This is a genomic window from Candidatus Enterococcus myersii (assembly GCF_017316025.1).
GTDB classification, from domain to species: domain Bacteria; phylum Bacillota; class Bacilli; order Lactobacillales; family Enterococcaceae; genus Enterococcus_C; species Enterococcus_C montenegrensis.
This window is the reverse complement of record NZ_JAFLVT010000013.1, coordinates 72,325-94,861: the sequence shown is the minus strand read 5'-3', so window position 1 is coordinate 94,861 and position 22,537 is coordinate 72,325. Positions and strand designations below refer to the sequence as shown.

25 protein-coding genes are annotated in these 22,537 nt (G+C 37.6%); 1 reads left to right on the top strand and 24 read right to left on the bottom strand.

The features are described 5' to 3' along the window. The first annotated feature begins 77 nt into the window (after positions 1-77). Positions 78-194: a DUF4044 domain-containing protein gene (locus JZO76_RS09735; RefSeq protein ID WP_206903875.1), complete on the top strand. Its 117-nt coding sequence runs from the start codon at positions 78-80 to the stop codon at positions 192-194. Positions 195-384: 190 nt separating this feature from the next. Here the strand turns inward: JZO76_RS09735 and recN are convergent, their stop codons facing one another. The 24 genes from recN to JZO76_RS09615 form a co-directional block, all read right to left on the bottom strand. Continuing rightward, the gene (gene recN / locus JZO76_RS09730; protein WP_206903874.1) at positions 385-2,061 is read right to left on the bottom strand and encodes a DNA repair protein RecN; all 1,677 of its coding nucleotides are present in this window, start codon (positions 2,059-2,061) and stop codon (positions 385-387) included. An 18-nt stretch (positions 2,062-2,079) separates the two neighbouring features. After that, the gene (gene argR / locus JZO76_RS09725; RefSeq protein WP_206903873.1) at positions 2,080-2,529 is read right to left on the bottom strand and encodes an arginine repressor; all 450 of its coding nucleotides are present in this window, start codon (positions 2,527-2,529) and stop codon (positions 2,080-2,082) included. Positions 2,530-2,810: 281 nt separating this feature from the next. Beyond that, positions 2,811-3,626: a TlyA family RNA methyltransferase gene (locus JZO76_RS09720; RefSeq protein ID WP_206903872.1), complete on the bottom strand. Its 816-nt coding sequence runs from the start codon at positions 3,624-3,626 to the stop codon at positions 2,811-2,813. A gap of 1 nt (position 3,627) precedes the next feature. After that, positions 3,628-4,524 carry a polyprenyl synthetase family protein gene (locus tag JZO76_RS09715; protein ID WP_206903871.1) on the bottom strand — a complete coding sequence of 299 codons (897 nt, stop codon included), beginning with the start codon at positions 4,522-4,524 and terminating at the stop codon, positions 3,628-3,630. After that, complete coding sequence (locus tag JZO76_RS09710) at positions 4,521-4,742, bottom strand: exodeoxyribonuclease VII small subunit (protein WP_206903870.1); 222 nt, start codon at positions 4,740-4,742, stop codon at positions 4,521-4,523. Before JZO76_RS09710 ends, JZO76_RS09715 begins: the two co-directional genes overlap by 4 nt. Before the next feature lie 51 nt (positions 4,743-4,793). Then, positions 4,794-6,146, bottom strand: a complete 1,353-nt coding sequence (gene xseA, locus JZO76_RS09705; RefSeq protein WP_206903869.1) for an exodeoxyribonuclease VII large subunit — start codon at positions 6,144-6,146, stop codon at positions 4,794-4,796. Beyond that, positions 6,147-7,004, bottom strand: coding sequence for a bifunctional methylenetetrahydrofolate dehydrogenase/methenyltetrahydrofolate cyclohydrolase (locus tag JZO76_RS09700; RefSeq protein ID WP_206903868.1), 858 nt, complete (start codon positions 7,002-7,004; stop codon positions 6,147-6,149). It lies immediately after the preceding gene. Between the two features lie 347 nt (positions 7,005-7,351). Beyond that, entirely contained in the window at positions 7,352-7,819 is a 468-nt protein-coding gene (gene nusB / locus JZO76_RS09695) for a transcription antitermination factor NusB (protein WP_206903867.1), read from the bottom strand. Then, positions 7,812-8,234, bottom strand: coding sequence for an Asp23/Gls24 family envelope stress response protein (locus JZO76_RS09690; RefSeq protein ID WP_206903866.1), 423 nt, complete (start codon positions 8,232-8,234; stop codon positions 7,812-7,814). Before JZO76_RS09690 ends, nusB begins: the two co-directional genes overlap by 8 nt. A gap of 26 nt (positions 8,235-8,260) precedes the next feature. Further along, positions 8,261-8,818 (bottom strand): elongation factor P, encoded by a 558-nt coding sequence (gene efp / locus JZO76_RS09685; protein WP_206903865.1) that lies wholly within the window; start codon positions 8,816-8,818, stop codon positions 8,261-8,263. A 199-nt stretch (positions 8,819-9,017) separates the two neighbouring features. After that, positions 9,018-9,911 carry an ROK family protein gene (locus JZO76_RS09680; RefSeq protein WP_206903864.1) on the bottom strand — a complete coding sequence of 298 codons (894 nt, stop codon included), beginning with the start codon at positions 9,909-9,911 and terminating at the stop codon, positions 9,018-9,020. A gap of 11 nt (positions 9,912-9,922) precedes the next feature. Beyond that, complete coding sequence (locus tag JZO76_RS09675) at positions 9,923-10,087, bottom strand: DUF6903 family protein (protein ID WP_206903863.1); 165 nt, start codon at positions 10,085-10,087, stop codon at positions 9,923-9,925. Then, positions 10,080-12,233: a 1,3-beta-galactosyl-N-acetylhexosamine phosphorylase gene (gene gnpA, locus JZO76_RS09670; RefSeq protein ID WP_206903862.1), complete on the bottom strand. Its 2,154-nt coding sequence runs from the start codon at positions 12,231-12,233 to the stop codon at positions 10,080-10,082. Before gnpA ends, JZO76_RS09675 begins: the two co-directional genes overlap by 8 nt. An 11-nt stretch (positions 12,234-12,244) precedes the next feature. Further along, on the bottom strand, positions 12,245-13,111 hold the full coding sequence (locus JZO76_RS09665) for a carbohydrate ABC transporter permease (protein ID WP_206903861.1): 867 nt from the start codon (positions 13,109-13,111) through the stop codon (positions 12,245-12,247). Between the two features lie 12 nt (positions 13,112-13,123). Beyond that, positions 13,124-14,014 (bottom strand): carbohydrate ABC transporter permease, encoded by an 891-nt coding sequence (locus tag JZO76_RS09660; protein WP_206903860.1) that lies wholly within the window; start codon positions 14,012-14,014, stop codon positions 13,124-13,126. Between the two features lie 117 nt (positions 14,015-14,131). Next, positions 14,132-15,478: a carbohydrate ABC transporter substrate-binding protein gene (locus JZO76_RS09655; RefSeq protein ID WP_206903859.1), complete on the bottom strand. Its 1,347-nt coding sequence runs from the start codon at positions 15,476-15,478 to the stop codon at positions 14,132-14,134. Positions 15,479-15,600: 122 nt separating this feature from the next. Beyond that, positions 15,601-16,404, bottom strand: coding sequence for a helix-turn-helix domain-containing protein (locus JZO76_RS09650; RefSeq protein WP_206903858.1), 804 nt, complete (start codon positions 16,402-16,404; stop codon positions 15,601-15,603). Between the two features lie 168 nt (positions 16,405-16,572). Then, positions 16,573-17,640: a M24 family metallopeptidase gene (locus JZO76_RS09645; RefSeq protein WP_206903914.1), complete on the bottom strand. Its 1,068-nt coding sequence runs from the start codon at positions 17,638-17,640 to the stop codon at positions 16,573-16,575. Positions 17,641-17,817: 177 nt separating this feature from the next. Continuing rightward, entirely contained in the window at positions 17,818-18,051 is a 234-nt protein-coding gene (locus JZO76_RS09640) for a GlsB/YeaQ/YmgE family stress response membrane protein (RefSeq protein ID WP_206903857.1), read from the bottom strand. Between the two features lie 453 nt (positions 18,052-18,504). Continuing rightward, positions 18,505-18,894, bottom strand: a complete 390-nt coding sequence (locus tag JZO76_RS09635) for a DUF956 family protein (protein ID WP_206903856.1) — start codon at positions 18,892-18,894, stop codon at positions 18,505-18,507. Between the two features lie 109 nt (positions 18,895-19,003). Next, the gene (locus JZO76_RS09630) at positions 19,004-19,915 is read right to left on the bottom strand and encodes a PTS system mannose/fructose/sorbose family transporter subunit IID (RefSeq protein WP_206903855.1); all 912 of its coding nucleotides are present in this window, start codon (positions 19,913-19,915) and stop codon (positions 19,004-19,006) included. Positions 19,916-19,937: 22 nt separating this feature from the next. Continuing rightward, positions 19,938-20,747 (bottom strand): PTS mannose/fructose/sorbose transporter subunit IIC, encoded by an 810-nt coding sequence (locus tag JZO76_RS09625; protein ID WP_206903854.1) that lies wholly within the window; start codon positions 20,745-20,747, stop codon positions 19,938-19,940. A 24-nt stretch (positions 20,748-20,771) separates the two neighbouring features. After that, a complete protein-coding gene (locus tag JZO76_RS09620) occupies positions 20,772-21,764 on the bottom strand; it encodes a mannose/fructose/sorbose PTS transporter subunit IIB (RefSeq protein WP_206903853.1) in 993 nt (330 codons plus the stop codon). An 86-nt stretch (positions 21,765-21,850) separates the two neighbouring features. Next, complete coding sequence (locus JZO76_RS09615) at positions 21,851-22,342, bottom strand: mannose/fructose/sorbose PTS transporter subunit IIB (protein WP_206903913.1); 492 nt, start codon at positions 22,340-22,342, stop codon at positions 21,851-21,853. Positions 22,343-22,537 lie beyond the last annotated feature (195 nt).

Sequence of the window (22,537 nt, the reverse complement as noted above, 5' to 3'; positions counted from 1 at the left end):
TTTATTGCCAGTTTACTTGAAGTAAGGCGCAAAAGAGAGTAAACTCCAAGAGAAGAATCTATGTAAGGGTGGCCTCTATGAACGAAAAAAAAACAAGCAGCACTTTTAGTAAAGTAACTAAAATCGTCATCTGGACGATGCTAATTTTAACGGTTGGTTCTGTCTTTTTGACTGCCATTTTAAGCGTCATGTAAAAATGAATACTGATTAAACAAAAACTGGAGACAAATTGTCCAGTTATAAACAAAGAGACCATAAAATCCAAAAGTTTGAGCGCTATCTTTTGAATTTTATGGTCTTTTTGTCTTAGTGGTAATTCTGTTTTACTTTTTAATTTCAACCTAATCACAGAAAAACATTTACATTCCACGGTTTTTTTACACTTTAATGACCTGCCATAGCTAAAAGTTCTTTGGCGTGTTCTAGCGTTAAATCTGTCACTTCTGAACCTGCTAACATACGGGCGATTTCATTCACTCGTTTATTCGGGGCTAATTCAGAGACGATCGTTTGGGTCCGTCCGTGGCTAATTTCTTTTTTAATGTAATATTGATAATCGGCAATAGCGGCCACTTGTGGCAAGTGGGTAATACATAAAACTTGTGAGTTTTCAGCAATTTTAGCGATTTTCTCGGCAATAGCTTGTGCGACCCTGCCACTCACGCCAGTATCAACTTCATCAAAAACAATACTTGTAATGCCCTGACTTTGAGAAAAAATGGTTTTTAATGCTAACAACATCCGCGATAATTCCCCACCAGACGCGACTTTGACTAATGGTTTTAACGGTTCTCCCGGATTTGTAGTCAAATAGAATTCAACTTCATCAAACCCATTTTCATGGAGTACTTTTTTGCCATTTTTAAACCGTACTTCAAATTGACTGTGTTCCATATAGAGTTCTTTTAACTCGGTTACAATTGCTTTGGCAAGTTTTCTAGCAATTTCTTTGCGCTCTTGGTGTAATTCTTCAGCTAAGTGCCAAGTAATTTCTTCTTGGGCACTGACCTCTTTTGCTAATTGTTCCAACTGACCTTCAGAAAAAGCCGATTCTGCCAATTCCTTTTTTATTTCATCATAGTAAACTAAAATTTCTGAAATAGTTTCACCATATTTACGTTTTAATTGGCGAATTAATTCCAAACGTTGGTTAACCTCTTCTAGGCGACCTTCATCAAAGGATAAACTATCCAATTGCCGGGAAATATCCCCAGCAGCATCTTGTAACAGATAAAAAGCAGATTGTAAATTTTCACTGACTGTTTCGTATTCACTATCCAAATGCGCAATATCTTGCATACTCGTTAAAGCTGCACCGATTCCATCTAAACTATTTGCTTCATCATTGGTTAAAAGCGCATAACTTTGGGCCAAACTATCGACAATTTTTTGATAGTTACCCAATTTTGCTCGTTCTTCTGCTAATTCTTCTTCTTCGTTTGGTACTAAATTTGCGCTGGCAATTTCATCTTGCTGAAAATGCAGCATATCCACTCTTTGTACATAGGACTGTTCATTGGCTTGAATTTTACGCATCTGCTGGTTCAAATGGGTAAATTTTTCATAGGCTCGTTGATACTTTTCCAATAACCCATGAAATTTTTTACCACCGAATTGATCCAATAAATGCAAATGACGTTCCGGCTGCAAAAGTTCTTGATGTTCATTTTGCCCTTGAATGTCAACTAAAAAAGCCCCAATCCGGCGCAAATTAGCCAACGTCAATGTGCGCCCGTTCACGCGACAAATATTTTTACCACTTTGGCTAATGTCCCGCTGCACTATTAATAATTCCTCTTCTGTTTCAATGCCTAATTCTTGTAATAGTTCACTAAATTGACTGTCTTTAGGCAATTCAAATAAGCCTTCTAGACTACATTTACTGCTGCCTTCACGAATATAATCACTCGATCCACGACTACCACACAAAAGGCCCATCGCATCAATAATAATCGACTTACCTGCTCCTGTTTCCCCTGTTAAGGCAGTCATTCCTTCATGAAACTGCAGTCGTAGGCTGGAAATAATGGCAAAATTTTTAATCGCTAATTCTACTAACATCTGCCTCAACTCCTGCTTTTATAAAAAGCGTAAAAATTCCCGACGTAAATCTTGCGCTGCCGTTTCCGTCCGGGTAATCATTAAAACGGTATCATCATCATTTAACACCGAAAAAAGATTATCTTGAAATCTTTTTTCAATTAAATTGGCGATAGCAGACGCGTTTCCGGGTAATGTTTTTAACACCACAAATTTTTCCATCTGATCGACAGAAACAAAGGCGTCTTTTAACATTTTTTCTAATTTGGCGCCTACATCTTCTGCTGTTTCAGCTGGTAGACTATAACGATAGCCACCTTCTTGGGATGGCACTTTGATTAATTTTAATTCTTTTATATCACGAGAAATCGTTGCTTGTGTAACCACAACACCGCGACTTTTTAACAAATCAACAAAGTCTTCTTGTTTTTGGATATTCTTTTCTGTTAACAAGCGGGTAATCAAACGATGACGCTCTTTCTTTCTCATAGCTTGCTCCTTCACATAAAATAAAGCCGCAGTAAATCAAATAAATCAATTCACACGCCTTTTTCTAAAAATTATTTTACTTTGAATTCTTATTAATAATAACGTATTTTTGCGTATAAATAAAGGTAGGAGTAAAACTAAAATTGCCCTGTTACTTTCCTTAAAAATAAAAAAAATCCAAATAGTAGCTGTACTTTAGCTATTTTCACAACGCTTTAGCACAAGGAGAAACGTTGTAAAATTAAAATACAATTACTATTTGGATGATGGAGCTAAAACTTTCATTGTTTTAATTGCAGATGGGCTTTATCCACCACATCGGAAATGACAATATCTGAAGCCAGCACTGGAACTTCACTTTTTTTCAGGTGGGTGATAAACTCAATGTTTCCTTCGCCACCTTTAATTGGTGAATAGTCTAGCCCAACCACAGAAAATCCGCTGGCTACTGCCATTTTTAGCGTCTTTTCCAATACCGCTTGATGGACCTTAGGATCTCTTACAATTCCGTGTTTTCCTACTGCTTCTTTTCCAGCTTCAAATTGAGGCTTGATAAGGGCCATGACATCTCCGTTGTCCACTAGAATTTTAGCTAACGGGGGTAAAATTAAACTTAGTGAAATAAAGGAGACATCAATTGTGGCAATTTGTGGCAAGCCATTGATAAAATCATCCGGTTTACTATAACGAAAATTCGTACGTTCCATCACGACTACCCGAGAATCTTGGCGTAGTTTCCATGCCAATTGATTATAGCCGACATCTAATGCATAGCTTAACTTCGCACCATTTTGCAACGCCACATCAGTAAAGCCACCTGTAGAAGCGCCGATATCTAACAAAACTTTATCTTGCATCGTCAAATCAAAAACTTGTAAAGCTTTTTCTAATTTTAAACCGCCGCGAGAAACATAGGGTAATTTGGCGCCTTTTAGTTCTAATAGGGCATCTTCTGCAATCTTTTCACCGGGTTTATCCAAGCGTTCGCTATTTTTAGCTAAGTAGACTAACCCTGCCATCACACCTCTTTTAGCTTGCTCTCTGGTTTCAAATAAACCTTGTTGGTGTGCTAAAACATCTACACGTTCTTTTTTCATCTTACAACTTCGCCTCCAAGGTTAATTCTTCTGTTAACATAAGCAACAACTCTGGTTTCACCAGTGAAATTTCCTGTAATTTTTTAAGAGATTCTTTGGATGCTGCTAATTCAGCTGCTAATAATTGATAGCTTTTTTCTACCCCCAGTAAAGCTGGATAGGTACTTTTATTTAACGCGGCATCATGACCGACATTTTTACCTAATTGGGCAGTAGTCGCAGTTACGTCTAATAAATCATCGCGAATTTGAAAAGCTAGTCCTAAATGCTCCGCTAAAATAGCTAATAAGGCGATGACACTTTCCTCTTGTTGAGCCAACAAACCTCCAGCTGTCAAAGCAAACGTAAACAAGGCCCCTGTTTTGCGTTGGTGTATATAAGCCATTTCTTGTAAATTTAATAGCTTTCCTTCGGCTTGCACATCTGCCGCTTGACCAGCAACCATCCCAAAACTGCCGCTAGCTTTGGCTAGATTTTGAACTAATAATAAACGCAATTCACCGTCTAAATCAGCTCGACTTAAAAGGTGAAATGCTTCAGTCAAAAGCCCATCACCTGCTAAAGTCGCCATTCCGGCACCAAATTTCATGTGGTTTGTTGGTAAACCGCGCCGCAGTTGATCATTATCCATCGCCGGTAAATCGTCATGAATTAACGAGTAGGTGTGAATCAACTCTAGTGCTGCACTTACCTGATAGGCACCTAAATCAATTTCTTTTTCAAAACCGGCAATCGTGGCTAATAATAATAGCGGGCGTATTCTTTTGCCCCCAGCATCAATTGAATAGAGCATACTTTTAAGGAGTGTTTCATCTGTTGTCTGCTGCCTTAGAAAATTGCGCATTTCAGCTTCAACCAATGGGAGCTGATTGTTTTTAAAAGTCGTTAATAAACTCATTTTTCTTCCTCTTCAAATACAACAGTCTCACCGTTTTCTTGCATAATCTTTGTTAGTGCATCTTCGGCTTTGGTTAAAGTTTCTTGACATTGCTTGCTCAATGTAATCCCTTTTTTAAAAGCAGTCAAAGCTTCTTCCAAAGGAACATCTCCTTGTTCTAGCTGCTTTACAATAACTTCTAATTCTTGCAATGATTCTTCAAATGTTTGTTTAGCCATTATTTCCTCCATTTATAAAGACGCTGCTTTAACATTCAAGCTTTTTTTAGTTTACTCGCTTATCTTCTTATTGTCTGTCTCAGCAATGCTTTTAACTTTTGCTGTGGCCAGACCATCTTGATAGTGAACAACTAATGTATCGTCCACTACAATTTCTGTAACACTTTTAATCACACTATCGTCTTTAGTAGTATAACTATAGCCTCGTCCCATAATTTTTAGCGGGCTTAATAAATCCAAAGACTGCACTGTATTTTGAAACACTTGTTGCTTTTGTTGTAACAAGTGATAAATACTTTTTTCTAAACGTTCTTGTAAATAGTTTTGTTGTTGCATTAATTCATTTACTTTATTTTTAGGATTAAATTGACGCAAATTATGATCTAGTTGCATAACTTTTTTTTCTTCTTCAAAAAGACGATTTTGCGTACTTTGCAGCAGTCGTTGTGTCAACTGATCCAATTTAATCGCTTGAGCTTCATACAATCGTTCCGGCTGGCGCAAGACATACGAAGCACTTAGACGTTCATAACGTTCCTTTTTCAAGGCTAGTTGATGCATAAAGGCTTGTTCTAGTCGCGTTTGTCGTTCTTTAATTTTTAAAATCTCATCACTTAACACCGGTACCGCCAATTCGGCTGCGGCAGTCGGTGTTGCCGCTCTCACATCCGCTACTAAATCGGCAATCGTTGTATCTGTTTCATGTCCCACCGAAGAAATAATCGGCGTTTTAGCTGCAAAAATTGCCCGTGCAACTTTTTCTTCATTGAATGGCCACAAATCCTCAATCGAGCCACCCCCGCGGCCAATAATCATCGTATCAAAATCTCCACTGGCTTCTACACGTTCAATATTAGCTACGACATCTCCGGCTGCTTTATCTCCTTGTACCACGGTTGGAAACAACGTAATCTCAGCAATCGGATACCGTCTTTTCACAGTCGTCATAATATCACGAATGACGGCTCCACTAGGACTGGTTAAAACGGCAATTTTTTTAGGATATTTGGGTAAAGCTTTCTTTGGCGCTAAAAACAGGCCCTCTTTTTCCAGCTTTGCCTTTAATTGTTCATAAGCTTGATACAAAGCTCCGACGCCATCAGGTTCCATTTGTTCAACATAAATTTGATAATTTCCACTTGCTTCATAAAGGGAAATACGCCCGACAATAAAAACCTTCATTCCTTCTTCTGGCTGAAATTTTAGTTTACTAAACGCGCCTTTAAACATTACCGCAGAAATTTTAGCTCCATCATCTTTTAATGAGAAATATTGATGATTAGGTCGCAAGCGAAAATTTGAGATTTCACCAGTCAAGTACACTTTTTCCAAATACGGATCTGCATCAAATTTACGTTTCAAATACTTGGTTAATGCTGTGACTGTTAAATACTCCTGCGCCATTTAAACACCTGATTTCTGCATATTATAAGCTTTGATTGTTTGATACAACAACATCGTAATCGTCATAGGCCCTACACCACCAGGAACTGGCGTAATAAAATCGGCAATCGGCTCCACCGCAGCAAAATCAACGTCACCGATCAACTTATTATTTGCATCGCGATTCATGCCCACATCGACCACGACGGCACCTTTTTTTACATAACTTTCATCCACTAAATGTCCGACACCTACTGCTGCAACTAAAATATCAGCTTGTCTAGCAATTTCTGGTAAATTTTTGGTTTTGGAATGAGTAATCGTTACTGTCGCGTTTTCCTGTAACAAAAGATGGGCCATTGGTTTACCAACAATATTACTACGACCAATCACTACCGCATTTTTCCCGGCTACTGAAATATCGTAAGCTGCTAAAAGTTTCATAATTCCATAAGGGGTACATGGAACCATCAAGGGATCTCCAGCAAACAAACGGCCAATGTTTAAAGGATGAAAGCCATCCACATCTTTTTTGGGGTCAATGGCCATGATGACTTTTTCTTCATCAATATGGGCAGGAAGCGGCAATTGGACTAAGATTCCATGAAAACGTGGATCTTGATTATAAGTTTCGATTAAAGCCAATAATTCTTTTTCAGTAATATCAGCTGCCCGTCGATCAACTTTAGAATAAATTCCCATCTTACCTGCTGCCGTTTCTTTATTACGAACATAAATTTTGCTGGCAGCATCTTCGCCTACTAAAATTACGACTAAACCAGGTGCAGTTCCATCATTTTCTTTAATCTTTTGAACTTCAACTTTCATTTTTGCCTGCATCGTTGTTGCTAATTTTTTTCCATCTAATAATTGGGCCACACAATCGCCTCTTTCATTCATTTAGACCTATTCTAGCACAGGGGAGTTTTATTGTGAAAGTTCCCGCGATATTTTGTAAGAATTTACCATTGAAAAATAAAATCAACTCACAGCATATAAAGGCTTGGCAAATTCACTTAACTTTTGAGTAATTCAGGCAAAATATTTTTAAAATGCTCTCTTAATTTTTGAAATACTTTACAGATTACCACTAAAGTTGATTTTTGAAGTAAACTACCAATAAAATTGACTAAAAAGCAGATTCCCTCGTGTCTTAAAAAAATTCTAATCACTAAAAAAAACAGGTGAAAATCATTTAAGATTCTCACCTGCCTTAATTTACTTCACTACAGTTTATCCTTATCGGCCACTTCTTTAGTCAAATCCGTATTAATTGCGGATAAAACCCCATTGACGAATTTACGTGATTGATCATCGCTAAATGTCTTGGTCAGTTCCAAGGCTTCGTTTAAGGCCACTTTGTTGGGAACATCTTTTTCATACATCATTTCGTAGCTGGCAATGCGTAAAATACACAAATCCATTTTAGAAAGACGTTTAATACTCCAACCTTTTTTTAAATGTTTTTGAATCAATTCATCTAAGGCTACTTTATGTTCACACACACCTACTACTAATTGATCTAAATATGCAGGAACAAAATTTTCTTGTTCTGCGTCCACCATTTCGTGGTGCTCTAATTCGATTGCTTGCATAATGGCATCTTTTTTGTCTAAATCCTGGTTAAAATCTAAGGGAAATAAAGCTTGTAAGGCCATTTTTCGGATCTCGTGACGAGATAATTCTTTACTCATTTTCTTCCTCATTTTCAAATAATTCATCTAAATCTGGTGTTTCAATTTTTTCTGGTACGACAGCAACAACATGAACGTTTACCTCAGTTAATTCAACATCTGTCATAAAGAGTACTTGTTGTTTCACTCGTTCTTGAATTTCCATCGCTGTTTTTGGCACAGAAACACCATACTTCATATAGCAGTAAAGGTCAACCTTAATCCCGGTCTCGTCAATTGTTAAAGAAACACCTTTACCATGGTTTGAACGACCTAATAGTTGGGTCACATTACTCGTAAAGCTTCCTTGCATGTCATAGACACCGTCAACCTTGGAAGCGGCAATCCCAATAATAATCTCAATCACTTCAGGAGCGATTACAATTTCTCCTAAATCTTGATTTGCATCTAATACTAAATTCTTTTCGTCAGCCACAATGACGTCCCCCAGTCTAATTACAATTATGCGCGTGAAACATATGAACCGTCAGTTGTATTAATAATCAATTTATCACCTTGATTAACAAAAAACGGTACGTTCACGGTCACGCCAGTTTCCATGGTTGCTGGTTTACCGCCCCCAGAAGAAGTATCTCCTTTGATATTGGGTTCTGTTTCAGCAACTTCTAAAACCACAGTATTTGGTAAATCAACACCTAAAATCTCTGATCCATACATAATAACCGTGATTTCCATGTTCTCTAGCATATATTTCAGTTCGTCTTTAATTTGTTCTGTTGGAATCTCAATTTGTTCATAAGTTTCCAAGTCCATAAAAACATGGCTGTCGCCACTTTCATACAAGTATTGCATTTTACGATTATCAATTTGCGCTTTCGCAACTTTTTCACCGGCTCGGAAAGTTTTTTCTTGCACGGCGCCATTCCGCAAATTTTTTAATTTTGAACGGACAAAAGCTGCCCCTTTACCAGGTTTTACGTGTTGGAAATCTACCACACGCCAAATATCACCGTCAACTTCAATTGTTAAACCTGTTTTAAAATCATTTACTGAAATCATGGCTATCCTCCTTATTTACTAGCACCAAAAGGCTGTCTGCAATCCAGCATATTCGTTAATAGTTTATCATTATTTTAATCCAAAGGCTATAAAAACCCTCTTTGTTAGCTACAACTCTTATGTAAAACCGTTTGCGTTCACGACAAAAAAACGCAATTTTTTATCGGATAAAACCAAATAAAAAATTGCGCTTAAAAAATTACTGCAAGGCGTGTAAACCAGCCCCAATAATTCCGCCAGTGTTTGGATAAGGAGAGATAGCTAATGTACTAATACTATGACTTTGCGCAGGAACAATCCATTCTCCTAATTTTGTTTTGATTAATGGAAGTAAATCAGGATTTAGCGTCATAACACTGCCGCCAAAAACAATTTTTTGTGGGTCTAGCAATGACACGATGGTGTATATCGCCTGACTAACATCTTTGCCCCAAGCTTCCACTAAATCTTTTGCTAAGGGTTCTCCTAAGCGATAACGGCGAAAAATTTCTTCTGGTGTTACAGTCCCATCATTATAGGCTTCTTTGCCTTGTTCTGCTAAAGCAGGACCTGCCGCACTTTGCTCGACAGAATACATTTGACCATTTCTTTTCTTTAATGGAATTAAACCAAGTTCTCCGGCAAAACCATTGCCACGAATAAAGTCACCTCTAGTCATAATAGCACAAGACAATCCTGTACTAATGGTGACATAGACGAGTAATTCCTCATTTTTAAGACCAGCATAATTCCATTCTGCTCGCGTTGCTTGATAGACATCATTGTCGATCACGATATTTCCCACAGCCGGGAATGCTTCTCTTAAACGCGCGACAACTGGAAAATTTTCCCAAGCTAAATTATTTTGAAAAACTGCCACACCAGCTTTGCGGTCCACTAGACCGGGAACCCCTAGTCCTACACACACTTCATGAGGGGATAACTTACTATCAACTAACACTTGTTCGATTACGCGACAAACGACAGCAAACATTCCTTCACGATCACTAGCACTTGAAAGTAGACGGGTGATATGGGTGACATTCCCCAGTTCATCCACCAAACCACCAGCAACTTTTGTCCCCCCAATATCAATACCGATTGCATATTTCATTTTGCCATCTCCTACTGATAATTTTTGTTATAGCGCCACAAAAGACTAAGTAGCCCTGCAAGACCTACAACTTGTAACGCTAAACCTGTATAGCCAATATTTTTTTGACCATAAACGATTAATAAAAAACAGACGATAAAGACTGCTACCTGCAGCCAAAACTTCGCTTTACTCATCATAATTCCTCCATTCGATTGCCCCAGGAGCCAATGTAATCACGTAATTTTTTTTGTCTGTATAAATTTTTGACACTTGTTTTTCGTCTGTATTATTTACCACCGCATATTGTCTTTTTTCTGGATACGCATGAACTTCCACATCGGGATTTTCTGCATACCAAATGTTTAACTCTTCTTCTTTATGGGCTGCATAATAAATGGCCCGTAAAAAGATTTGTGCATTTTCTGGTGAATAAGGCATGCCACTAAAGTACACGCCACGTCCTTTAGAAAAGTCGTGGGTAGCCAATTGTACACTACCATCAAGATAGCGTAAAATTTGTGTTTCTTCCGATAGTGCATAAATATTTTTTTGCATTTCTCCAAATTCTACCTGCGTTGCTTTGTCGGTGATGAAATGTGCTGAAACTTCATCTTTAAAGTATTTATCTGTCGATAAGCTGAATCCTAATTCTTTGTCGACACCTAAAATATGCGCCAATTGGAAGAAGCGTCCATTCGCTAGATGAGCCGTTGGTTCTCCAATTCCAATTAAACCACCACCGTTTGCTACCCATTTCGTTAAAGTTGCAATTAATTGTGTATCTTGCCAATTTTTGCCACCAGAAAACGCGGTACCCGCATCTCCTACATTAATCAAAACATCAATATCTCCTGGAACACCTGCTTTTATATCCGCAAAGTTTAAAAATTCAACGGCAATTTTTTGTCCTGATAATGACTCTAAGACACCAAGATAGCTATAAATTTGTTGATACCACAAAGCGTGGGCCACCATATGAGTCTGCCATGAACGCAGTTTTCCCCAAGAGTTTAAAATACCAACTTTTATGCCTACATAAGGTTTGACATCTGCTATTCTTTCATACAAATCGCGAAATTCTGCAGTGACACTACTTACGTAATCAACAAATTCAGGAAATTTATTGGCTAGGGATAAATACCCGCCATAACCAATGCGATCGACAGGTTTACGTAAAATAGCGCGTCGCGCTGTTAACCAGTTTTCTTTGGCTTCGATTGTTGGATCATTTCCCTCATAAAAAACATCTGGGAAAAAGTACGGTAAAAATCTTCCTTCCGTGTACTTCACATGGGGAATTTCTGAAATCATTCTTAAAGTCGTTCCGTTGCCTACGCTTCCTACAACTGCATCCAAGCCAATTTCTTTAAAATAAGGTCCATAGGGCTCTGTTCCAATCCAGTTATCTCCTAGAAACATCATCGCTTCTCGTTTAGCATCATGTACAATTTCCACTAGCTTTTTGGCTTCATTTGCAACAAAGCGTTGGATGAAATCAATATAATCCAAAAAGGCTTGGGAAGGAACACGAAATGGTGAATTATAATACCCTTCATCAACAAAATCTTCAGCGTGTAATTTGTAGCCATAGGCTTGTTCAAATTCTTTTAACGCTCGCACAGATACCGTCGAACCATAACCAAACCAATCGACAAATTTTTCCTTTTTTTGATCATTGAAAAATAGTGTAAAATGATAAAAAAAGGTCGTAAAACGCACCACATCAGTATCTGGATTATCGGCTAGCCAGTTGGTCAAAAAATTACGAACAAAGGCTTTGGACTCAGGCTGTCTAATATCAAAAGGAATCTCATGGGGTTTATCTCCCCAATCGTTGGTGATATGATTGTACATTTGAGTTGGATCCCAAATCATACTGGCTAAAAAGGAAACTGTGTACTCATGATAAGGTTGCCATTTTTTTAAAGAAACGACATTTTGTTTTTGATCCACTTCCCAATCTTCATTGGCTAACTTCTCACCAGTCGTTCGATCGTATACTTCCCATAATTCTTTGGGATCTTCTCTGTAATTTGGTTGCAGTTGTTCTTCTAGATAACCTTTCATAAACCAAATTTTAGGTTCATCTTCTGTGGCACAGACCCGCTCACTTAACAAAAAAGCTTGTTGCACTTCTTCTAAGTGCTTTTGGGCAAAGTCATTGTGTCCTCTTGCTACAAAATAAGTCGTATAAATTTTTGCTCCAATTTGTTTTAGCTCTTCATCAAGCTTTGTACCATCGCTATCGCGAATGGCATCTGCCCCCCACAAAGCCATTAAACGTTTGGTTTCTGCCAAGAAGTTACTCTCACTTGGAATGGTTACTCTTCCTTTTTCCATCTTCGTCTCTCCTATTCCTTATTCCCGCCAACTGTCATTCCTTGGGTCAATTGTTTTTGAACTAAAATATATAAAATTAGTGTAGGTAACATCACGATTACTAAACCGGCGTATAATTGCCCATAATTAGCAGCAGCTTTTTGTCCGGCCATCAAATTAATTAACCCGACTGGTAACGTCTTATTCGGACCTGGAATCAACGTTAAGGCGATGATATACTCATTCCAAAAACTCAAGAAGTTAAACAAAATAACCGTAATAATACTTGGTTTTGCCAAAGGCGCCATGACGACCACCAGCGTTTTGAAAAAACCAGCGCCATCAATATAAGCTGCTTCTTCATAAGAAGAAGATAACGTACGAAAATAATTTGATAATAAATAAATCGTAAAAGGTAAGGCCGTAGCGGCATACACAAGGGCTAAAACAAAGAGATTATCAATAAAGAAACCTTGACCACTGATTTTTCGCAATGCATTATCCCCGTCCAAAAGCATTAGAAAAATCGGTACGACAATATAATTGGAGTTAATAAACAAGCCCATCATAAATAATGTATTTAAAATCCCACGGCCTTTAAATTTGAAGCGGGCTAAAACGTATGCTGCTGGGAGTGCCACAACAATTAAAATCACTAATGCCAGTGCTGTTACTTTGACTGAATTCCACATGTAAAGTCCCATGTTAGCTTTTTGGAAGGCGGCTACAAAATTGTCGAAATAAAAGCCTTTTGGTAGTGCCCACGGATCGCCGTAAAACTCTGAATTTTCTTTAATTGATGCTAAAAATACCCACGCAATCGGTACAACAATCGAAATTGCCAACGTGATGAGGGCAACATAGACAAAGATTTTATAAAGTTTTGTAGATTTTTTCATCTTGTTTCCCTCCTAAAATTCATAAACGTCACGTTTGGTAATTTTGTTTAACACTGCAGATAAGATAAACGAAAAAGTAAAGACAACCACTCCGATTGCCATCCCATAGCCATAAGAAGAATTTGTATAAGCTTGTTTATACATATAACTTAAAAATACTTCTGTTGAGCCATCTGGACCACCATTGGTCATTGCTTTGACTAATAAGAAACTTAAATTAATCGTACTAATCACAAAAAAAGTTAAGGTTGTTCGAATGGTACTCCAAGTTAGTGGCAATGTTATCGTGAAGAATTGCTGGATTGCACTCGCCCCTTCTAGAGCCGAAGCTTCATAAAGACTTTCTGGAATTGAAGCCATTGAAGCCATGTACATCACCATGTAATACCCAATTGCCTGCCAAATTAAGGCCGCCCCAATTGAATAGATAACAATTTTTTGATTACCCAGCCACAACTGTTGTAAGTTTTCAAGACGCACTGCACTTAATAAATTATTCAATAACCCGCTGCTGGGATCATAAATAGCAGAAAAAATAGCTGCAATAACAACGATTGATAAAATATTAGGGATGTAAAAAATAATCCGGAATAAATTAACACCCTTGAATTTTTCCCGCGTCAAAATTGAAGCAAAAATTAAGGCTAGAGCTAACGTAAAAATAGTAACGATAACAATTAATAAAATTGTGTTCTGGAAAGAACGGAAAAATGCCATGTCTTTAATTAAGGTCTTAAAATTATCTAACCCAACAAATGTCTTTTCAGCAGAATAACCGCCCCATTTAAATAAGGACATAAAGAAAACATTAATGGTGGGATACACCATGAAAATCAATACCAATAATGTCGCTGGGAGCAGACATAAAGTGATAAACACCTTCTTTTGTTTCTTTTCATTCATAGGATCACCTTTTTTAGTATTATTTATAAACAGATATTATTTTTTTATTTATAACTTTTACTACTTTATGATAAAAGGCTGCCACAAATTCCTTTGTCACAGCCTTTTATCTGCTACTTATTGTTTATCTGCTGCTTCACGAATTTTATCCGCCGCACTTACAACGCTATCTTGCCAGTCTTTTACTGTCTTATCGCCAGAAACAACACTGTCTACTGCGCTAAATAATGTATCCCGCATATTTACGCCTTCAACTGTTACAGTATTTTCAAGGCCACCCATTACTGCTTTGGCACCATTATCGTAAATACTGTAGAATAATTTATTGTCGCCCTCTAATTTTTCTGACATCCCTTGGATTGGTTGAATTGCGCCAGCTTCTTTAAAGATATCTGCTGCTTTATCAGAGTACATATAAGAAATGAATTTCTTACCTTCTTTTTTATTTGCAGCTCCTGTTGGCATCCACATTTGTTCAAAGAATGTATAAGAATAGCTATCACCACCTGATTCAAAGGCAGGCAAAGCAGTCATTCCCCATTCAAAACCATCAGCTCGTGGTGCATCTTTCATCTCACCAGGTACCCATGTTCCATTTGGCATGAAGATCGCTTTATCATCTAAAATTAGTTGTTGATTTTTAGTAAAGTCATTGTCATTGGCATTGGCAACTGTTGTTGTAGCCGTATATTTCGCCAATTTACCAACTGTATCAAATGCTTCTGTCGCTTCTTTAGAAGACCAAGCTCCTTTTTGATAGGTCATCGCTTCATTAAAGAATTCTGGGCCACCTGTTACAGAAAGCAAACTATACATAAATGAGTCCAAGTAACCGGCTGTTGGATAAGTAAATAATGCAATTCCTTCTTTTTTCGCTTTTTCACCTAAATCCCACATCTCATCCCAAGTTTTTGGTACTTCCCAACCTTTAGTTTTTAAAAGATTTGCATCATAGAATAAACCAGTTGGTGAATAAAACATCGGAGCCATATACGTCTTTTTGTCATTGTAAGGATTTGTTGCTAGTGTATCAATAAAGCCTGGAATCAATTTATCTTTCACGGTCTTATCTTCACCAGGTACTTTCATATCAAATACATCTGTTAAATCTTCCAAGTTTTTGTCTTTGATAAAGGTTTCGGTCAACCCCGCTTCACGCCCGGTCGCAAGTAAGATTACATCTGGATAGTTTCCTGCTTTCATATTTGGACTAATGACATCTTCTAGTTTTTTGTCAACGGTCAATTCTACGGTCACGCCGGGATTGTCTTTTTCGTATGCAGCTTTTACTTTATCCCACATATCTGCGCCATAGGCAGATTCTAGTGCCGCCACTTTCAAAACTTTTTTATCTCCTGCTGCTTTGTCTCCGTTGCTGCCGTCAGTACTGCCACCACCGCCACAACCTGCTAGTAAAAGACCTGATAACCCCAAAGCTAATACCAATCCTAATGCTTTTTTCATGTCGGATTCCTCCCTCATTTGATGGCTTAAGTATACCTTTATTGTAAGCGCTTTAGTTTTAAAATATTGGTCGTTTTTTTAGAAATATTTATAAATTCCCGATTTAGTAAAATATACTAAAACTAACGGTGGTGTTTACGATATTGATTAGGGGAAGTGCCAATCCCTTTTTTAAAGGCTTGGTTAAAATAAGATTGCGAAGTAAAACCCGCAATTTCTGCAATTTGACCAACAGAATAGTCGGTACTAATTAATAATTCTTGGGCGTTTTCTAGACGCTTTTGCATCATATAATTCATGGGTGTTTCAGCAAAGTTCTCTTTAAAAATATGAATCATATAGTATTTATCCAAATGCAGTTGACGGGATAAAACATCTAAGGTTAGATTTTCTTTATAATGTTGATCAATAAAGTCTTTAATAATCGCGCCATCTTTTGAAATATTTTTATTTTCAATCTCGATTAAACTAAAATTATTACTGCGTAAAACTTTCACCAAAACAACTTCCGCCAATCTTTGCAAAACAGCATTTGCCCCTTGTTGTTTTTCATTTATTTCAGCAATAATCAATTTTAATAAAGGCACCATTTCGTCCAAAACATCGCGAAAAATATAGTGGCTTTCCCGCTTGTTTTGTTTAACAAAACGGATATTGTTCACTCCAATCACGATATACCATAAAGGAAATTCTCCTGATGATTTTTCGGTATGGCGTACATACGGATTAACCACGACAATATCGTGGGCTGCAATCGGATATTCTTTCCCTTCGACAATAAAACTCCCCCTACCACTTAATACGTACATAACTTCCGTAAAATAATGGGTATGTAAAGTACTATGCCAATCTTCTTCACTAAATTTAGATTGATGTACATAGATTAGCTCAGCTTGCTTTAAAACAGCATCAATTTCTTTTACCATAATTTCCCTCCTTCCTTCGAATTGTAAGCGTTATTTTCACTTAGGTCAAAATAATTCTCGCATTTCTTTTTGCAAATAAAAAAATACTATTAACATTCGGGTCAAATTAGAAAAAAACATAAAAAATGCGTTACCAACAAGTAGTAACGCATTTTTTTGCTTAGTAGCTTATAAAATAATCAGCTCTTTTGGTGAGCGAGTTAAGACTTCATTCCCAGAAGCTGTAATTAATAAATCATCTTCAATTCTCACACCACCGATTCCCGGTAAATAAATTCCTGGTTCATCTGTAATGACGTTATTTACAACAAACTGTTTATCTGCTCTAAAGGAAACATTTGGTCCTTCATGAATTTCTAAACCAATACCATGACCGGTAGAATGTCCGAATGCTTCGCCATATCCAGCCGCTGCAATGTGGTCTCTGGCAATGGCATCTAATTGAATACCGGTTAAACCTGGTTGTGCTGCTTCAATTACTTTTAATTGTGCTTCTAACACAATTTGATAAATTTCTTTTAGCTTTTCGCCTGGGTCGCCGATTGCAAATGTTCTCGTCATATCCGAAACATATCCCTCATAATAACAACCAAAGTCTAACGTAATTAAATCACCTTGTTCAATTATTTTATCACTGGCAACCCCATGAGGCATTGCAGAACGAAGACCACTTGCTACAATCGTGTCAAAAGAGACGCTGGTTGCGCCAAGAGAGCGCATATAAAAGTCAAGTTGATTGGCAACCTCAATTTCAGTCATACCCGGACGAATAAATTTTAAAACATGTTCAAAACCTTGATCGGCAATTTGGCATGCTTTTTGGATAAGTGCAATCTCATTTTCATCTTTTACTTCCCGCAGCGTTTCAATCATTCCTGCAATAGGAATGAGCGGTGTTTCTTCTATGATTTCTTCTAAAACAGAGTATTCAGCAAAGCTAATATAGTTTTCTTCAAAGGCTAGCGCAGTGATATTTTCTTGTTGACATAATGCCGCTACTTCGTCAAAAATTGGTCCTACATTTTTAATAATTTCAAAATCAGGCGCTTGTGCGCTAGCTTGTTCTGTATAGCGAAAATCCGTCACAAAAAACGCTTTGTTTAATGTGATAACAGCTAAACCTGTCGTGCCAGTAAAATTGGTTAAGTAACGCAAATTATATGGACTTGTCACTAAAAAGCCATCGACTTGTTCTTTGCGCATCGCTGCTCGTAATTTTTCTACTCGTAACATCATGTTGAATTCCTTCTTTCTTTTGACTTTCCCAATCATTATAGCAAATATAAGAGAAAATAAAAAAGATTGCGACAAAACTATCTTTCTTTACGGATACAAATGTTATTTCCCATTCATATCCGTCACAACTACAAAAAGTAGTTGCGTACAGCATAGTTTTTCACAACCTTTTAATCATTATTTGGCTTTACCAAAAAAGAAAGATACTACCGCTACAACGATTACCGCACCTAAAATCGATGGGATAATCGCCATGCCCGCAATATCAGGTCCCATATTGCCAAACAGTGCTTGTCCGACTGAAGCCCCTGCCAATCCGGCAATAATATTAAACAAACATCCCCGTTTTTCACCGGTAATTGCTCCTGCAATTGCTCCAATCACAGCACCCACAATTAATGTCCAAAGCATTTTTTTCACTCCTTTTACAAAAACTACAAAAATAAAGTTTCTAACAAATAACTAGGCTGTCTATAAGCTATTTAAAATTTATCTTCAATTTATGGTAACATATTTCAAAATAATAACGAAAACATTGACTCAAAGAACGCCTTTTTTTCAATCTTTTGTGGTCATCAAAAGTTGTTAACGACACTAACTTATACCAAATAGTTACATCTAATTTCTAAGTTTTAACGTAATTTTCAACAACCCAACTAGAGTAGGAAAAGCTAACGAAATCCTACCCCCTAAGGCAAAAAATTATTAAAGTGACTTTTTTTATTTTCATAAATTTTAGCTTTGAAAAAAGTGATTCGTGAAGCTAGTCAGTGCTAGCGCAATCAAATCAATATTTTTTTATGAAAAATTTATACTTCCTTTCTGTCAGATAAAAAATAACCATAAAAGCACATGCCTTTACGGTTACTGTTTTTTGCCCATTAATTTTACTTGCCAACTTTTTAACCCGCGTTTGACAACTTGAAAAAAAGTTAGGGAACGTACCAAGTGATCTGCCGGTACATATTCTCTGATGGCACGTAAAACCTTTTTCGGTTGTTTTGAAGAAAACGAGTAAATCCCATTTTTCTTTGTTTGAATAGCATAGCGTGGGATCCATTTTCCTTTGAAATAAACAGAAGCTACCACAAAATCTACTTCTTCCCACGGAATTTGGATGAATTTATTAATATCACGATCATTGTAAAATTCAAAGGCCTTATCACCAATCATAATCTTCCCATACTCACCAATGCCAAGATAAGATGTTGCATCAATAGTCAAATCAACTTTGCTATTTAACGACTGAACCATTACAGACACTTCCTTTATGGATATTTATTAAGTATTATAGCCATAACAACTACCAGATGTAAAACAAAAGCCCAGGGAACAACCCCTGAGCCCTTGTAAAAAATTTTGATTACATGATGTTTAATACGTGTAAACCAACACCGACAACGAATAAGCCAATGATGATAACGATTGGAGAAACTTTTTTCTTCAATAACCACATGCAAAGTAAAGTTAGTAATAAACCAGCAAGACCTGGAATTAATTGATCCAAGTTATCTTGTAAGGTAGTTACTTTTGTAGGAGTTTGGGAAAGACCCGCACCTACTTGACTGAAGGCTTCTTGAATACCTTTCCAGCCGTCAGGTAATTTATCCCAGTGAATAAATGCTTTGTCGTCTAATTGAACTTCAGAAACAACCGGCGTAAATTTAACACTTACCCAACGTTGTACTAATGAACCTAAAACGAACATACCTAAGATAGAAGCACCTTTTGTAACTTTTTGTAACAAACCACCTGATAAGTCATCAGTAATTTTTGAACCAGCTTGGTAACCAAATTCTTGTGTGTACCACAAGAAAGCAATCCGGATAATATTCCAAGCAAAGAAGAATAATAATGGACCCATAATGCTGCCGCTCATTGCAAGAGAAGCACCTAAGGCACCTAACATTGGACGTACAGTAAACCAGAATACTGGGTCACCGACACCAGCTAAAGGTCCCATCATACCAACTTTAACCCCTTGAATTGCTACATCATCAACAGGTGCACCATTCGCACGTTCTTCTTCAAGGGCTAAAGTAACCCCTAATACTGGAGCTGCTAAATATGGATGAGTATTAAAGAATTCCAAGTGGCGTTTTAAAGCTGCCGCACGATCTTCTTTGGTTGTATATAATTTTTTAATTGCTGGGATCATTGCATATGCCCAACCACCGTTTTGCATACGTTCATAGTTCCATGAACCTTGAAGGAACATTGAGCGGAACATGACACTTCTACGGTCTGCTTTTGTTAATTGAATTTTTTCAGCCATTGTTTGTTCTCCTCCTTCAAGATTAATAGTCGTTCAAAATATCGCCTAATGGGTCGCCTGTGTTACCGCCACCGCCATTACCTGAACCACCAGTTTCTTCTAAGTGTAGGTAAATTAAAGCGATAGAAATAGCTAAAGCACCTAATGCGATTAATGTTAATTGTGAAATAGCCGCTACCACAAAACCGATAGCAAAGAATGGCCATACTTCACGAGTTGCCATCATGTTAATAACCATTGCATAACCAACGGCTACTACCATACCACCACCGATTGCCATACCATCTGTTAACCAAGCAGGCATAGATTCTAAGAAGCCACGTACTGTGTCAGCAGGAATCAATAGTAAAGCGGCAGCAGGAATAGCAATACGTAAGCCTTGCATACAAATTGCAACCCATTGCCATAGTTCAATTTTACGGTAGTCGCCTTCTTCAGCAGCGCTATCCATGATATGGATAATTGGCACAGCTAAAGTACGTGCGATCATTGTTAAGAACAAACCAGCAACAGCTAGTGGGATAGCAACGGCAACAGCAGATGCAACACCAGCTTTTCCTTGTCCACCTAAAACTAAAATAATTGCGGATGCGACAGCTGCCAAAGCAGCATCTGGTGCAACTGCGGCACCGATATTTGCCCAACCTAGGGCGATCATTTGTAGTGAACCACCCAAGATGATTCCGACTTCTAAGTTACCAGTTACTAAACCGATCAACGTACATGCTACTAGTGGTTGGTGGAATTGCCATTGGTCCAAAATACCTTCCATACCAGCTAAGAAAGCAACGATGACCACTAAAATCATTTGGATTATGTTTAAATCGTGCATGATTAAGCCTCCTCTTTCTTATGACTAATTGGCGTTTGCCAATTCAGTTTTTGCTTTTTTCAACAATTCGTCAAAGTTTTCTTTTGAGTTAGCTGGTACTTTACGTACGTCAAAAGTAATTCCTTTGTCTTTTAATGTTTCAAAAGTTTGAACGTCTTCATTATTCATTGATAACACTTTGTTGACTTGAACTTTACCAACTGAATGGGCCATAGAACCAACGTTAACTTCTTTAATATCAACGCCACCTTCAACAGCTTTCAACAAATCTTCTGGGTTTTCAAACAACAATAACGCTTTTGTATTACCAAAACGTGGGTCTTTTGCTATTTCAATCATTTTAGAGATTGGAATAACGTTAGCTTTAACACCTGGAGGAGCAGCCTGTTCGATTAATTTTTTACGTAAATCATCTTTGGCAACTGCATCAGAAACAACAATGATGCGGTTAGGACCAACTGCTTTTGTCCAAGCTGTTGCGACTTGACCGTGTAATAAACGAGAGTCAATTCGTGCTAAAACAAATTTGATATGACCATCGCCTAAAACTGTACCTTCAGGAATAGCACCTGTTGGTTGTCCTGTTCCAGCTGCTGCTGGAGCCGCGGTTTGTGGTTCTAATTCTTCTGGTTTAACCCGGACACCTTCCTTTGCAGTTTCAATGATATGAGCTGCAATTTCTTGTGCAGAGTTCATTGAAAAGCGTGAAGCGTATGCTTCAATGACCATTGGCAAGTTCATGCCGGCAACAATTGCCCATTTGTCTTTGTGGGCTTCAAACAAGTTATTCGCTTGGTTGAATGGTGTTCCGCCCCAAAGATCGACCAAGAATAATACTTCATCTTGATCATCAAAAGAACTAATCGCTGCTTCCATTTTGGCTCTTACATCATCGGGACCTTCGCTTGGCATTAAAGTTACTGCTTTAACATTTTCTTGTTCTCCGAAAATCATTGCGCCGGATTGCAAGATGCCTTCAGCGAATTCTCCGTGACTAGCCAGGATAATTCCTACCATCTGTATACCTCCTATAACATTTTTGTTTTACTAATCGTCTAAGGGATAAATAAATAATTTCTCAAAAATGCGACGATTAAAACCAACTAGACAAAATTTTCCTTTTCCAACAATTCCATTAAGTAGACTTTGCGATCTGCTGGTACCTTTCGCAACTCTAATTCAATACCTTGTGAAGCAAGAAATTGAAAAGAGGCAATATCAGCTTGATCTAAAGAGACAAAATTGGTCAACATCTTCTTTCCAACAGTAAATCGCATTCCACCAATGTTAATTGAAGTCAACAAAACACCGCCGCGAACCAAACGTTCAACAGCATTAGGATCGGTAAACAACAACATAACTTTTTGATTAGCCAATAAATCTTCATGATAAAGTGTAATCATCTTATCAACACTAATCACATTTGACTTGATTCCTGGTGGGGAAGCTTCTTGCAACAAAAACCGACGTAACTGATCTTGGGCCACCTCATCTGATACAACTAGAATGCGTTCAATCCCGGTTTGTTTGGACCAGGCCGTCGCAACTTGTCCATGAATCAGACGATCATCAATGCGCGCTAAGGCAATATCAATGCTCACAAGCAACCCTCCTACTTAATAAAACTGAGCAGCAAAAATTTTAAACTCTGCTCACGCCAGAGTATTCACCTCCTGTGTCACCTATATATAAGCAAGATGTGTGCCAACTTCAAAAACGATACACAATTTTAAAAATCCTTAATTATAAAGAATAATCTATGAAAATTTCGATACACAAAAAACGACACA